Below are 14,054 nucleotides of genomic sequence, written 5' to 3'. Positions count from 1 at the left end.
AATACAATGAATTTTCGCTCGTGGATTAAGAAGACGACAGCCGGTCGCATTGTCTGGCGTGTGATTATTGGGGTTATTGGTGGCGGAATAACTGTTGCCGGTGCGGTCGCGTTAATTGGCCCAGGTCCAGGAATACTTATTCTTTTGGCGGGACTCGGAATTTTAGCAACTGAGTTTGCATGGGCTGGCAGAGTCATGATGCATACAAAGCGCATCGCAGCTAGAGCAGCTGAAAAAACAGGTATGAAGCCATGGGTTAAATATTTTTTAATTTCTGGCGGCGCAGTTGTTTCGATTATTGCAATTTTCATTTATCACGGTCGGTAATTAGAAACTAGAACGGATCTCCCAAAGATCTGGAAAAGTTGGATTAAACAAGGTGCTGCTTAAGTAGGCAACACCGCTTGATCCACCAGTTCCTACTTTGTGCCCAATAGTTCTTTCAACCATTTTCACGTGGCGATAGCGCCATTCCTGCATGCCTTCGTCAATATCTACTAAACGTTCGCACACCATCGCAGATTCTGGATCATTGCGGTGCACTTGAAGCAATACTTCTTGCACAGCAGTGTTTGGAACATAGGCAGTAGATTTATCACGATTCAGAATTTCTGCAGGAATTGCATGACCACGCTTTGAAATATAGACAAGAGCTGAATCCCACACACTATTGCGCGCCGTGATTTCCTTAATCTGCTCTTGAATATCCAAGGGTAAATGTCCAGCCATCTTGCTATCACGACGACCTAATAACGCTTCAACCATTCTGAACTGGGCAGATTGAAAACCACTTGATGAAGAAAGATAAGAACGAAATGCATTGAATTGCAAAGGCGTCATAGTTTCTAAGATGTCGATCTGTGTTACGCAAACTTTGAGAATTGTTCGGATGCGTCCCAAGATTGCTAACGAATAATGAGAATCACCTGATTCCATTGCGACTTGTGCTTGCTTGAACTCATGAATTAATTGTTTGAACCACAATTCATATGTCTGATGAATGATAATAAAGAGCATCTCATCATGTTCTGGCCCCGTAGAAAGTGGACGCTGCAGTTTAAGAAGCTCATCTACAGCTAAGTACGATGTGTAGGTAAGCGCGGAATCAAAGTTTTCGCTCATGTAACGCGAGACCCACCTTCTTTAACCTCTTTATAGCGGCCAGATGCCACTAAATCCCGCATACGTTCTAACCCGTCCCAGATTTCAACATATGAGGTTGGAAGCGGAGAAATTGCCAAACGAATTGAATTAGGTGTTCTGTAATCAGGGATTACATTTGAAATAGTGCGCATTGCAACACAAATTTGCGCAGCATCTGGATGAACAAGTGAAATATGCCCACCACGTTCTTTAGCATCACGTGAAGTATTGAGTTCGATGCCAAGTGGTGCTAACCATGCGTCATATAGCTCGATCATCATCCCAGTGCCAACTGCTGCTTTATGAGCAATTGCATCGATGCCAGCTTCTTTAATCATTGAAAAAGCGGTTTGTACGCAACGAATTCCCATCAATGATGGACTAGCAATCTGGAAACCACGGATTGTTTGGGAACGCTCAAAAACTGGTCCCATTTCAAACTGCGCATCTTGGGCAAACCAACCTTGGATTGGAACCTGTAACTCACTTTGAATGCGCTTTGAAACATACAACCAGGCAGGTGCACCAGGTCCAGAGTTGCCGTACTTGTATGTGCATCCCACACATAGGTCGACACCATTTGCATCTAGGTTTAATTCAATTGCACCAACTGCGTGGCTGGCATCCCATACAACCAAAGCGCCAATTGCGCGCACCTGATCTGTGATTGATTTTAAATCTGTACGGGCACCTGATCGATATTGAATAACTTCCAGAGTTACTAGCGCAACATCATCATTGAGAAACGGCGCAAGAACTTCGGTTGTGATTCTCTCGTGCCGCGCAATCGCAGGATCTTCATTGTTGATCATGACAAGGTTCAAGCCAAATTGCTGTGCAATCCCGTCAAGGATGTATCGATCAGTCGGAAAATTTGCAGCATCGGTAATTATTGTTTTGCGGCCAGACCGCGCATGAATTGCCGCAAGACATAGTTGATAGAAATTAACTGATGTCGTGTCACAGACCAACACCTGACCCGCTGCTGCACCAAGTGCGGCTTCACCCAATAAATCGCCAGTTGGCTGAGCCTCATCAACCCAGTGGCTCCAGCCAGTAACAACTTCAGGGCCCCATTCCTTGGTCATGAAATCATTAATCGCCGTAACTGTTGCTTTTGGTAAGCGGCCCAAAGAATTACCGTCCAAATAACACATGGTTGGGTCTGAAATCACAAATTGCGATTTGAAATGAGCCAATGGATCATTTTTATCAAGCTCTAGCGCGTATTCGCGGTCAGTTACCTTCATAAGGGAAAGGTACGCTCTCCTACCGTGGCGCGCAATGTTGTTAACATCGAAGATGTCTCTAAAGCCTTTGATATCAAAGAGCTCTTGGTAGGCGTCTCACTTGGCGTATCCGAAGGCGATCGCATTGGAATTGTTGGTCGAAATGGTTCGGGTAAAAGTACATTAATGAAAGTTATGGCCGGAATCGAACCACCTGATTCGGGGCGCGTTACAAAATCTAATTCAGCAAAGATCGGTTTGCTATCGCAAGTTGATTTAGCTAATCCTGAAAGTACGGTTGGCGAAGTTGTTTTAGGCGATACCGAAAAACACGAGTGGGCAAGTGACCCAAACATCCGCGAAGTGTTTACTGGATTGTTCGGAAGCTTTGATGATCACATCTTTGATCGCAAGTTTGGGCAGTTATCTGGAGGAGAACGCAGACGAGTTGGTTTAGCAAAACTACTAATCAACGAACTTGACTTAATTTTGTTGGATGAACCAACAAACCACCTAGATGTTGAAGGCGTTGCCTGGCTTGCCACCTACATTAATAATCGCCGCGGTTTAGCAGTTGTTGTCGTGACGCACGATCGTTGGTTTTTGGATGCGGTTACAGAGCGCACCTGGGAAGTTGTTGAAGGCAAAGTTGAAGAGTACGACGGTGGATATAGCGCATTCGTTTTATCTAAAGCAGAGCGATCTCGTCAAGCATCTGTCATGGATCAACGCCGAAACATGTTAATTAAGAAAGAGCTTGCCTGGCTTCGCCGCGGTGCACCGGCCAGAACATCTAAGCCAAAGTTTAGAATTGATGCTGCGAATGTTTTGATTGCAGATGAACCAGCCCCGCGTGATCAAGGCGAACTTTTAAAGTTTGCACTGAATCGTTTAGGTAAGACTGTGTACGAAGCACATCATGTTCAGGTAAAACTCGGTGATAACGAATTAATTGACGACCTATATTGGAATGTCGGTCCAGGTGATCGAATTGGAATCGTGGGCGTAAACGGCGCGGGCAAAACAACTTTAATGCGCACCTTAACTGGTGAAATTCAACCAACTGCCGGAAAATTAGTAACTGGTGTAACTGTTAAAGCTGCTTTCTTGACTCAGCACTTAGATGAGTTAGATCCAACCTGGCGGGTTCTAGAGGCGGTTGAAAAGATTGCTAATCGTGTTGAACTAGGTGGCGGGCGCGAACTTTCTGCTTCGCAACTATGCGAGCGATTGGGCTTTGATCGAGAATCTCAGTGGACCCCTGTTGGTGATTTATCAGGGGGTGAAAAGCGTCGTTTGCAGCTAACTCGCTTACTGATGGATAGCCCTAACGTTTTACTACTTGATGAGCCAACAAATGATTTTGATATTGAAACATTGACCGAGTTAGAAGATTTGTTAGATAGTTATGGTGGGACGCTCATTGTTATCTCGCACGATCGATACTTCTTAGAACGCGTATGTGATCGCTTTGTTGGTTTATTGGGCGACAAAAAGGTCCGTGATTTGCCGCGCGGGGTCGATGAGTACCTGGAACAGCGCGCAGTTGCTTTGAATTCTGTTGCCACGGTGGTCAAGGAAAAGAAAACCTCTAATGCCGCAGAACAACGTCAACTAAAGAAAGACTTAACACGCCTTGAACGCCAGATGGAAAAATGCGCAGCGGCAATTGCAGCTTTAACTGCTGAGCAAGAGACCGCAGCCTTTGATGCCGATCGCCTAGTTGCAATCGCTTCCGAGTTATTGGTTCTGAGCGCGGAAGCGACGAAACTTGAAGAGGAATGGCTGCAAGTCACGCTTTCATTAGAGGGTTGAGATAAAATCTGCACATGAGCCAAATTTCCAATGCAATTGAATCCATTCTTTTCCGCGCCCGTTTCCTTCTTGCGCCACTGTATTTGGGATTGGTCGGGGCATTAATTCTTCTTACCTACCGCTTTCTAATCGAGTTCTATCACATAGCGATACACATCGGTGATGCAACTCCGCAAAGCTTTACGCTAGAACTCTTGGCCTTGTTGGATTTAACGCTGCTCGCAAATCTAATTTTAATGGTGATATTTGCAGGATACGAAAACTTTGTTTCTCGCATTGATGTTGCAACAGAATCAAAGGATCGCCCACACTGGATGGGAACTATTGATTTCAGCGGTTTGAAAATCAAGTTAATAGGTTCATTAGTAGCAATTTCGGTAATTGAATTGCTTAAGGATTTCATCGAACTTTCTGGTGAAGCTGAAGTGGGCGAAGGCACAATCTGGCGAGTAGTCATTCACCTTACTTTTGTGCTTTCTGGAGTTTTATTCGCACTAATGGATTGGATCGCAGATAAGCGCGAGTTCCACGGCACTCACAAGTAATGCGCTTAGATTTATTAGCAGCTTTATCTGGGGCGATGATCGCGCTGCAAGCGCGCGCAAACGGAGAACTTTCGCTTCGATTAGATAACGGATTACAAGCAGCGCTAGTGTCATTTAGTTCAGGGTTACTGATCATTCTTGTGATCACACCATTTAGCCCTCACATTAAAGAGGGCATTAAAAACTTACAGACCGCGGTTGCCAATAAAGAGATTGCACGATGGAAGTTGTTCGCCGGCGCGCTCGGTGGCAGTTTTGTCGCTATCCAAACACAGATCGTGCCGCTGATTGGCGTTGCCATTTATTCAGTGGCATCTATTGCTGGCCAAACTGCAATGTCATTGGTTGTTGATCGAATCGGTCTTACTGGTGGTGGGAAAAAACTAATCACACCACGTCGCGTGATCGCAGCCATGCTGACCGTTTTTGCAGTACTTGTATCCGTTTGGGATCGTATTGATGCGAATAATCTTTCAATGCTCGCAGTGACTGCGGGGTGCATTGCAGGTGCTGTAGTCGGTGTGCAGCGGGCATTAAATGGCCAAATCAACGAGCACTCACATCAGAGTTTTACGACATCTCTGCTGAACTTCATCACCGGTACTACATTTTTGGTGATTCTGATTCTGATCGGCGTTGCACTTGGAAAGAATGAGTTATCACCATTGCCAGCTGGACCTTGGTGGATTTACACAGGTGGAGTAATTGGCGTCATATACATCGCCTTCACATCAACAATTGTTCAACATCTAGGCGTCTTAACATTTACCTTGTTTAGTGTTGGTGGGCAGTTAGCCGGATCCTTAATTATTGATTTAGTTTCGCCAACAGATGGGGTCAGCGTTAGCGCTTATTTAATAACTGGCCTTGCTATGACGTATATCGGTGTTATCGCCGGTGGCGTAAGTAATTTACGAGTGCAGAGACCAAAGAGGCAGTAATAAAGAAAGCTGCAATGGCATAGGACCAAGTCTTAACCCATGGCAATGTTGCTGCGTAATATCCAGCCAAAGTAATTCCGACACCCCATAGCAATGCACCTAATGCGTTTGCGGATAAAAATTTGTAGTAATTCATTTTTGAGGCACCAGCTATGGGTGGCACAAAAGTGCGAATCCACGGGAAGAAGCGCGCAGCAACCACAGCCCACCACCCAGTTTGCTCATAAAAACGCTCTGATCTAGCGATCATCTTTTGCATACGCGGAGATTTATGCTTTTCAAGATAGGGGCGCCCAACTAAGCGGCCGAGTACAAAACCAATTTGATCACCTAAAAATGCAGCAATAAAGATTACGGTCACAAGAATGACAATATTTACTTCGCCATGAGCTGCTGCAACTAAGCCAGCGCTAAAAAGTATTGAGTCGCCAGGCAAGAAAAACCCAAACAGAATGCCTGTTTCGACAAAGACGATCGTCCCAATAAGTAAATAGAGAACAAAGGGTGCTATTGATGCAAATTGTTCATCAAAGGATGCAGCTAGTTCGATCACACTGACTTCTTAACCGCCGCAGCTACAGCTTTTACAACGTTGGGATCAAAAACACTTGGCACAATAAATGATGTGTTGAGTTGATCGGGTGAAACACAATCTGCAATCGCTTCGGCTGCAGCAACCAGCATCTGGTCAGAAATTTTGTGAGCATTTGCATCTAGTAACCCACGGAAGATTCCTGGGAATGCCAGAACATTGTTAATTTGATTTGGCTGATCACTGCGACCTGTTGCAACAACAGCTGCGTACTTACGCGCAATTGCTGGATCAATTTCAGGATCTGGATTAGCAAGGGCAAAAACAATCGAACCCTTGGCCATAGAAGCAACATCGGATTCAGTTAAGACATTCGGTGCGCTAACACCGATGAATACATCTGCGCCAACCATTGCCTCAGAGATCTTGCCTGTAAAATTAGTTGGATTACTGTTGTTAATAAACCATTGCTGCATCGAATCATCAGACTTCATATCGTTGTGGATCACACCGTGATGATTAAACCCGATGATATTGCCTGCGCCGTTTAGTGTTAGCAAACGTGCAATTGCGTTGCCCGCAGCGCCAACACCACTAAGAACGATTTTGACCGACTTTAAATCCTTTTTAACTAATTTAAGGGCATTACGAAGCGCAGCAAGAACCACAATGGCGGTTCCATGTTGATCATCGTGGAAAACTGGAATATCCAATAGTTCGCGCAGACGAGCCTCTACTTCAAAGCAACGAGGCGCTGAGATATCTTCTAAGTTAATTCCACCGTAAACAGGTGCGATCAATTGCACGGTGCGCACAATTTCATCAACATCCTGCGTATCTAAACAAACTGGCCAAGCATCGACATCGGCAAAACGCTTGAATAGTGCAGCCTTGCCTTCCATCACAGGCAAAGCAGCAGCCGGACCGATGTTTCCAAGGCCCAAAACAGCTGAACCATCGGTCACTACAGCGACTGTATTGCGCTTAATAGTAAGGCGGCGAGCATCAGATGGGTCAGCCACGATTGCTTGGCAAATGCGAGCCACGCCAGGTGTGTAAGCACGAGACAAATCATCGCGGGTCTTTAGCGGCACCTTTGAGGCAATTTCAATTTTTCCACCAAGGTGCAAAAGGAATGTTCGATCACTTACTTTGCGAACAGTTAATTCTGGGTTTTTTGATATCGCTGCAGTAATTTGCTCTGCATGTTCGGCATCGATTGTGTCACAGGTTATGTCGATGACAACTTTATCAAGCAGAGATTCCACAACGTCTAGCGCGGTAATTGTTGCACCAGCACCAGTAATAACTGTTGTTGCTAGTGCTACCGGATTTGCATCTGGTGAACCTTCGACACGGATTGTGATTCCGTATCCAGGTGATGTTGATGCCATTTACACAACACCGTACAAGCGATCGCCAGCATCACCTAAGCCAGGGACAATGTAGCCATGTTCATTTAACTTTTCATCTAGTGCACCAGTTACAAGAGTGATTGGTACACGACTGTTTGCAAACTCTTTTTCCACTGCCGCAATTCCTTCAGGGGCAGCCAAGATGCACACAGCGGTGATATCTGTTGCACCTAGATCTATCAAATAATGAAATGCCATAATCAAAGTTCCGCCAGTGGCAAGCATCGGATCTAAAACAAAAACCTGACGTCCTGACAAATCGTCCGGCAGACGGTTTGCATAGGTACTTGCCGCTAAAGTTTTTTCGTCACGAACCATTCCTAAGAATCCAACTTCGGCGGTTGGAATTAATTTGCTCATACCTTCGAGCATTCCCAGACCTGCACGCAAAATTGGTACAACTACTGGACGAGGTTCAGCTAATTTTTGGCCCTTTGTCTTTGTGACCGGGGTTGTAATTTCTACTTCGTGAGTTCGTACATCACGGGTTGCCTCGTACGCCAAGAGGGTTACTAGCTCTTCGACCAAGCGTCTAAATGTTGGCGAATCGGTCCGTTCATCGCGTAAAACCGTCAATTTGTGGTTGATCAATGGGTGATTGGCGACATGTACTTTCATAGGTATTACCTTACAGGGGTTTCATTCCTTTCCAATGAGTGAAAGTATGCGCACATGTCAGATTTCGAAGAAGAGCTGGTTGAGGAGATTGAATCCTTCGACGCAATCGACGATGTAGTAACCGACCTCACAAGTGAAATGGATTTTGCGGTCGCAGCTTGGCACGAAGACGGTCGCTGGACTTTGGGCACACTGCCTGACCCTTATGACATTGCACAAATAATCACTCGCCTGAAATCACAACAAACAAATGGTGGCTCGATCGCACTAATTTCAATTGACGAAGAGTTCTTTATTTTGATTCGAGTCTTAGGTTCACACATTTCATTATTCTTAAGTGATGCAACTGCAGCACTTGATTATCCAGTTGCAGAAGAGTTGATGGAGATCGCTGATCTTCCAATTCCTGAAGATGATGAAGAATCTGGCCCAGTAGGGCACCTAGAAATCTTGGCTGATTTAGGAATGAACGGGATGGAAATTTCTGCTTTGTGTGATGATGAAGAATTATTTCCAGATGAACAACTTGAAGCGATTGCAGCGCGTTTAGGTTTCGGCGATCAGTTCACGGAGCTATTGGATCTGTGAACGATATTGAAATGATGCGAGTTGCAATTGAAGCAGCACGCAAGGCAGTTGCCAGCCAGGATATTCCAGTTGGTGCTGCAATATTTAATACAGCTGGTGAGCTAGTTGCTACTGGTCACAATGAACGCGAACTACACAATGATCCAACTGCACATGCCGAAATTGTTGCTATCCGCAACGCTGCAGAAAAACTAGGAGATTGGCATTTAACAGATCACACCTTGGTTGTGACCCTGGAACCATGTGCAATGTGCGCGGGTGCTATTGCGCAATCACGATTGCAAACAATTGTCTTTGGAGCCTGGGATGAAAAAGCTGGCGCAGTTGGTTCGGTGTGGGACTTGCTTCGAGATCCACGAAGCACCTTTAGAACTGAAGTTCGCGCAGGTGTTTTAGCTGAAGAATGTGGTGAATTGATTAAGTCTTTTATACAAGAAGTTCGTAAGAAGGATTAAGAATCACCATAGATCCTTCTTCTTCACCAACCATGCCTTCTGCTCGCAGCTGAGAACCAATTTCAAGACCTGCAATTTCACGACGACCCAAGAAGTGCAGTGAAACACCACCTGATTCATCCCAAATCTCAACTTCAAGGGTTGGGGCTGATCCACGAGGTGCGGTTTTAATTGATGTCACACGGCCTTGTACTTGTGCGCGCTTGCGCCATTCAATATTCCCGATAGGCGTCACATTTTCAGCGTAGTGACTGACCGGCTCAATGTTAACTGGAACCTCTTTTTTAACAGGTTTTGGCGGAATAACAGCCGGTGCAACTTTTGCCACGGTTAGTAAATTCCTTCCAGATGTTATGCGATCAATATCAAACGGAACAATTGTTGCAACGACTCGTGGCAATTGCGAAATAGGTGCTGCAATTTCTTCTGCGGTTTGGTCATGAAGCAAACGACCCAAGAATCCAGAGTAAGCACGGCGTGGAAGTAACAAAGTTAATTCGACATCGGGCTTTTCAGTCATACGAATTGAATAATCCAATGCAGCGTTTGCGAGACGGCGATCAGGGCAGTCAATTAATTCAAGAGTTACATCGTCAAGTGCGTCAGATGCTGCCCATGCTTTTTGAATCTCTTCAGCACGACGATCATCAATTACAAAGTGAACAGCAGATAGGTTGCGTGGCTTTAAGCTGCGTGCATATCGAATTGCGCCAACTGTTGCAATATCAACGTTATCAACCAGAACAGTGACGTCATGCCGTGCAATCGAAGTCGCACGTTCTTGATGTTGTTTTACGACCAAGGCTTCTTGTTCGCGAGTATATTGGCGACGCAAGCGCAAGAATGCGATAACCAAAATTGGTGCGGTTATAAGTACTAACCATGCGCCTTGTGTGAACTTAACTACTGAAAAAATAATTACAACAATGAAAGAAATAGTTCCTGCTAGTCCATTGATTACGACCTTGGCGCGCCATTGACCTGTTTTATTACGAAGAGCATGACGGGTCATTCCAAAACCTGCCAAGGTAAAGCCGGTAAAGACGCCGAGGGCGTAGAAAGCAACCAGGTGTTCTACCGAACCTGCAGTAATGAGGACCAAGAAGATTCCGCCACCGGCCAGAAGCAAGATACCGTTAGAAAAAGCTAAGCGGTGCCCACGCTTAGTTAATTGACGTGGCAAATAACCATCTGCTGCAACGAAATTAACCAAGATCGGAAAGGCGCTGTAGGTCGTATTAGCGCCAGCAAACAAAATAAGCATTGTGGCTAGCTGAACCATTACGAACATAGTCTGGCCAATAACACCATCACCCATAATTGTCTTAGCGATCTGAGAAATAACCGTTGGGGTGCCGGACTCGTACGGAACAGCATGAATTTTGTGAGCGAACCAAGAGACACCGAGAACTAATGTTCCAAGCAATGTGCTCATGATGTACAGGGTGCGACGGGCGTTTACATGTTCTGGTGTCTTGAAAAGAGCAACACCATCAGAGATTGCCTCTAGTCCAGTCAGAGATGAACCACCATTAGCAAATGCGCGAAGCAAGATAAAGATTGCCGCAAAAGTCAGAAGACCTTGTTCTTGACCTATCTCTATTGCGCCAGGTTGCTCAACACTCAGTTGAACCAATGTCCCGTTGAACTGTCGATATAGACCAACCGAGAAAACAATAAACATGCAGCCAACGAAGAAATAAGTAGGAAGCGCGAAAGCTTTACCAGCCTCTTTTACGCCGCGCAGGTTTCCGTATGTCAGTAAGACAATCACAACTAAAATCATTGGGATCTTGTAATCATGAAGAGCAGGAAAAGTTGAAATAATTGCTGCAACACCAGCTGCTGATTGAATTGCAACTGTCACGATGTAATCAAGCATTAAAGCAACTGCGGCAATTTGTGCAACTACTGGTCCGAAGTTATCTCGCGAAACAATGTATGCCCCACCAACTTTGGTATAGACATTAATAACGTCTCGGTAAGACAGAGTAATAATCAAAAGAATCGCTAAGACAATTGCAGTCATTGGCATCAAGATTGCAAAAGCTGCTAATCCGAATGCCGGAAGCAAAGCAATCAAAATCTGTTCAGAACCATATGCCGATGATGAAATACAGTCAGATGAAAGAATTCCTAAGGCGTACCGTTTGTTGAGGCGTTGGTGACCTAATGAGTGGCGATTGAGAGGATTTCCCAACAAGCGACGTTTAATTGTGTAGAAAAAAGAGTCTTTAAGGTGTGCGTGATCCTTTAAAACTTCTGGGACTGGCGCATCATCGGTCCACGACTTAGGCACTAAAACTCCTTTTTTATTGCATTTACTGCAATTTAATAAGCATCACTCTACCTGAAAGCCCTCCGTCTTCACTGTTTTAAGCGTAAAGCGTATGCTTCAGGCTATGCATACGCAGTTATATATCGACGGCCAATGGGTTGATGGAATTGGAAAGATTCCTGTCAATGACCCAAGCGACGGATCGGTAATTGCCGAAGTTGCCATTGCCGGAGATGCACACTGCGATGCCGCAATTGCAGCTGCCGACGCCGCAGCAAAAGCGTGGGCAAAGACCGCTCCACGATACCGCTCAGAAATTTTGCGTAAAGCTTTTGAATTAATGACCGCAGAAATTGAAGCGATCGCAACATTGATTTCTCGCGAAAACGGAAAAGCGATGCCAGATGCTCGGGGAGAAGCTGCTTATGCCGCAGAATTTTTCCGTTGGTTTGCAGAAGAAGCAGTTCGTACACCTGGTGATTTTCGTAAATCTCCATCAGGAGACAAACGCATACTGGTAACCCACGAACCAATCGGTCTTTCTATTCTTATTACGCCTTGGAACTTTCCAGCAGGTATGGCCACCCGCAAGATTGGCCCAGCAGTTGCTGCAGGTTGCACAATGATTTTAAAGCCAGCAAGTGAAACCCCACTGACCGCTATGTACATCGTTGATTTGATGGAACGCGCAGGATTGCCAAAGGGTGTTCTCAATTTAGTCTTGCCAGAGAAAACAGGTCCTGCAATTTCAAAGATGCTGCATGATCCACGTGTTAAGAATCTTTCATTCACAGGTTCAACCGAAGTTGGTCGCGTACTTCTAAAAGAAGCCGCAGACCGCGTTATTCGCTGCTCTATGGAACTTGGCGGAAACGCTCAAGTTGTTATCCATGATGATGCAGATTTAGCGGTCACTATCCCGCAACTTTCTCTGGCAAAAATGCGCAACGGTGGCGCTGCATGTACATCTGCAAACCGAGTCTTTGTCCAACGCGGGATTGCAGATAAATTCATTGCAGAGATGACGAAGTCCATGAGCAGTTATGTAATGGGTCGCGGAACCGATGCAACAACAACCCTTGGCGCTTATGTTTCACTGAAAGAGCGCAACAAGATTGCTGACATAGTGGATGAATCAATTGCAGCTGGCGCAAAGGTTGAAGTTGGTGGAGTTAAGCCAGCAGGCGAAGGCGCTTTCTACCCAGCAACAGTATTGATCGTTGAAAAAGACAATCCAATTTTGCTTCATGAAATCTTTGGACCAGTTGCACCAATCGTCATCTTTGACACAGATGAAGAAGGAATCGAAATGGCTAATGACACCGAATTCGGTCTCATTAGTTATGTCTTCTCTTCTAACCTCACGCGCGCATTGCGCACAGCAGAGGCGATGGAATCTGGAATGGTTGCGATCAATAAAGGTGTCATCTCAGATCCAGCAGCACCATTTGGCGGTGTGAAGCAATCAGGATTAGGCCGCGAAGGTGGCTTCGATGGAATTCACGAGTTCTTACAGACCAAGTACATCGGTGTCGAGATCTAAAGGATTGCTACAAGGCACGTAGTTTTGTAAGTATTTCCTTGTCATTAGTTTTCATCTTATTCACAAGACCAACGAGTCGACTTCCGCCATTCGAGAAATATCTCAGGTCAAAGTACGGGTAAGAATGAATACAGTAGCTACCTTCTTCTTGGAAATTTCTTCCCTCAAGAGGGTAGTTCCAAATTACCTCTACCTCAGTTTGCGCAAAAAACTTGTTAAGTTTCTTGATTTGCAATCGTGAAAAATCATGTAGTTTTACTTGGCGCACATTTTCTTCGAATACAGAAGACCCATTTTTTCGCACAGAATAACTAACGACGTTATTTTTTAACACATAAAGGATCTCACCATTGGCAATTGAGCTCTTTAATTCTTTGGAATGTAATAGTTCAATCGCATCCGACTTATAAGTATTCTCCTTATTTTTTGTCAGAAATTTATATAAAGCCAAACGCTCCCGCTCATGTAGGTGCTGCCCAAGAGTGAGAAGTTCTTCATAAAAAGTCTTGCTTCCCATATTGGCACTATATAAAAAATTCGAATTACTCAGAGTAATTTTCTTAGTTCTAAACCTGAAAAAGTCGCCCGTCAGCGCTCATGTAGGGAGTCGAAACTAGAGCAGTTCGGTCGATAGAAGTAGTTGTTGTTTAGAGAGCTAAAGCGCCAATGGCTGCCTTTAGAATTTCATCACGGGTTTCAACCATGATGCTGCCATGATGTTGCCCTTCTAACAGCCTCAGTGTTGGGTTCGCAATATTTGCATTGAGCCACTTGGCCATATGAGGAGACACACTCATATCATCGAGGCCCTGCCAAATACCGACCGGAACTTGGATCTCTTTAGTTTCAAAGCCCCAATTGCTAAGAAATGCGTATTCATCTTCGGCATATCCAATAGCACCATCTCTTAACGCATCACGCATTGAAAAACTCAAGTCCTTCGAAAATTCCC

At 45.0% G+C, this 14,054-nt stretch carries 15 protein-coding genes; 7 read left to right on the top strand and 8 right to left on the bottom strand.

Annotation, left to right across the window (positions count from 1 at the left end; genetic code table 11):
* Positions 1-6 precede the first annotated feature (6 nt).
* The gene (locus AC9UGD_RS05580) at positions 7-327 is read left to right on the top strand and encodes a PGPGW domain-containing protein (protein ID WP_509570701.1); all 321 of its coding nucleotides are present in this window, start codon (positions 7-9) and stop codon (positions 325-327) included.
* On the opposite strand, the gene AC9UGD_RS05575 is transcribed toward AC9UGD_RS05580, so the two are convergent.
* Positions 328-1,122 (bottom strand): tryptophan 2,3-dioxygenase, encoded by a 795-nt coding sequence (locus AC9UGD_RS05575; RefSeq protein ID WP_509570699.1) that lies wholly within the window; start codon positions 1,120-1,122, stop codon positions 328-330.
* Positions 1,119-2,393, bottom strand: coding sequence for a kynureninase (locus AC9UGD_RS05570; RefSeq protein ID WP_509570696.1), 1,275 nt, complete (start codon positions 2,391-2,393; stop codon positions 1,119-1,121). The genes AC9UGD_RS05575 and AC9UGD_RS05570 overlap by 4 nt, the downstream gene beginning before the upstream one ends.
* 24 nt (positions 2,394-2,417) lie before the next feature.
* Here AC9UGD_RS05570 and AC9UGD_RS05565 point away from each other — a divergent pair, with 24 nt between their 5' ends.
* From AC9UGD_RS05565 to AC9UGD_RS05555, 3 genes are read left to right on the top strand one after another with little or no spacing between them, the layout of a single operon-like run.
* Positions 2,418-4,187: an ABC-F family ATP-binding cassette domain-containing protein gene (locus AC9UGD_RS05565; protein WP_509570694.1), complete on the top strand. Its 1,770-nt coding sequence runs from the start codon at positions 2,418-2,420 to the stop codon at positions 4,185-4,187.
* A 14-nt stretch (positions 4,188-4,201) separates the two neighbouring features.
* Complete coding sequence (locus AC9UGD_RS05560) at positions 4,202-4,732, top strand: TIGR00645 family protein (RefSeq protein ID WP_509570691.1); 531 nt, start codon at positions 4,202-4,204, stop codon at positions 4,730-4,732.
* Complete coding sequence (locus AC9UGD_RS05555; RefSeq protein ID WP_509570688.1) at positions 4,732-5,673, top strand: DMT family transporter; 942 nt, start codon at positions 4,732-4,734, stop codon at positions 5,671-5,673. The genes AC9UGD_RS05560 and AC9UGD_RS05555 overlap by 1 nt, the downstream gene beginning before the upstream one ends.
* Here AC9UGD_RS05555 and AC9UGD_RS05550 read toward each other — a convergent pair.
* The 3 genes from AC9UGD_RS05550 to upp are packed head-to-tail and all read right to left on the bottom strand — an operon-like array spanning position 5,621 to position 8,238.
* Positions 5,621-6,226, bottom strand: coding sequence for a DedA family protein (locus tag AC9UGD_RS05550; protein WP_509570685.1), 606 nt, complete (start codon positions 6,224-6,226; stop codon positions 5,621-5,623). The genes AC9UGD_RS05555 and AC9UGD_RS05550 overlap by 53 nt on opposite strands.
* Positions 6,223-7,599 (bottom strand): NAD-dependent malic enzyme, encoded by a 1,377-nt coding sequence (locus tag AC9UGD_RS05545; protein WP_509570682.1) that lies wholly within the window; start codon positions 7,597-7,599, stop codon positions 6,223-6,225. The genes AC9UGD_RS05550 and AC9UGD_RS05545 overlap by 4 nt, the downstream gene beginning before the upstream one ends.
* On the bottom strand, positions 7,600-8,238 hold the full coding sequence (gene upp / locus AC9UGD_RS05540; RefSeq protein ID WP_509570679.1) for a uracil phosphoribosyltransferase: 639 nt from the start codon (positions 8,236-8,238) through the stop codon (positions 7,600-7,602).
* A 54-nt stretch (positions 8,239-8,292) separates the two neighbouring features.
* Here upp and AC9UGD_RS05535 point away from each other — a divergent pair, with 54 nt between their 5' ends.
* Positions 8,293-8,826 carry a tRNA adenosine deaminase-associated protein gene (locus tag AC9UGD_RS05535; protein ID WP_509570677.1) on the top strand — a complete coding sequence of 178 codons (534 nt, stop codon included), beginning with the start codon at positions 8,293-8,295 and terminating at the stop codon, positions 8,824-8,826.
* Positions 8,823-9,281 carry a tRNA adenosine(34) deaminase TadA gene (tadA, locus tag AC9UGD_RS05530; protein ID WP_509570674.1) on the top strand — a complete coding sequence of 153 codons (459 nt, stop codon included), beginning with the start codon at positions 8,823-8,825 and terminating at the stop codon, positions 9,279-9,281. The genes AC9UGD_RS05535 and tadA overlap by 4 nt, the downstream gene beginning before the upstream one ends.
* Here the strand turns inward: tadA and AC9UGD_RS05525 are convergent.
* A complete protein-coding gene (locus tag AC9UGD_RS05525) occupies positions 9,253-11,580 on the bottom strand; it encodes an amino acid permease (RefSeq protein WP_509570671.1) in 2,328 nt (775 codons plus the stop codon). The genes tadA and AC9UGD_RS05525 overlap by 29 nt on opposite strands.
* Positions 11,581-11,683: 103 nt before the next feature.
* On the opposite strand from AC9UGD_RS05525, the gene AC9UGD_RS05520 reads away from it, so the two are divergent.
* Positions 11,684-13,102: an NAD-dependent succinate-semialdehyde dehydrogenase gene (locus tag AC9UGD_RS05520; RefSeq protein WP_509570669.1), complete on the top strand. Its 1,419-nt coding sequence runs from the start codon at positions 11,684-11,686 to the stop codon at positions 13,100-13,102.
* A gap of 7 nt (positions 13,103-13,109) precedes the next feature.
* On the opposite strand, the gene AC9UGD_RS05515 is transcribed toward AC9UGD_RS05520, so the two are convergent.
* A complete protein-coding gene (locus tag AC9UGD_RS05515) occupies positions 13,110-13,619 on the bottom strand; it encodes a hypothetical protein (protein WP_509570666.1) in 510 nt (169 codons plus the stop codon).
* A gap of 130 nt (positions 13,620-13,749) precedes the next feature.
* On the bottom strand, positions 13,750-14,054 hold a 305-nt coding region (locus AC9UGD_RS05510), incomplete at its 5' end, for an alpha/beta fold hydrolase (protein WP_509570664.1).

Source organism: Candidatus Planktophila sp. (assembly GCF_044232745.1).
GTDB lineage: Bacteria > Actinomycetota > Actinomycetes > Nanopelagicales > Nanopelagicaceae > Planktophila.
Note: the sequence above shows the minus strand (reverse complement) of the source record. Positions and strands in the feature narration are given on the sequence as shown.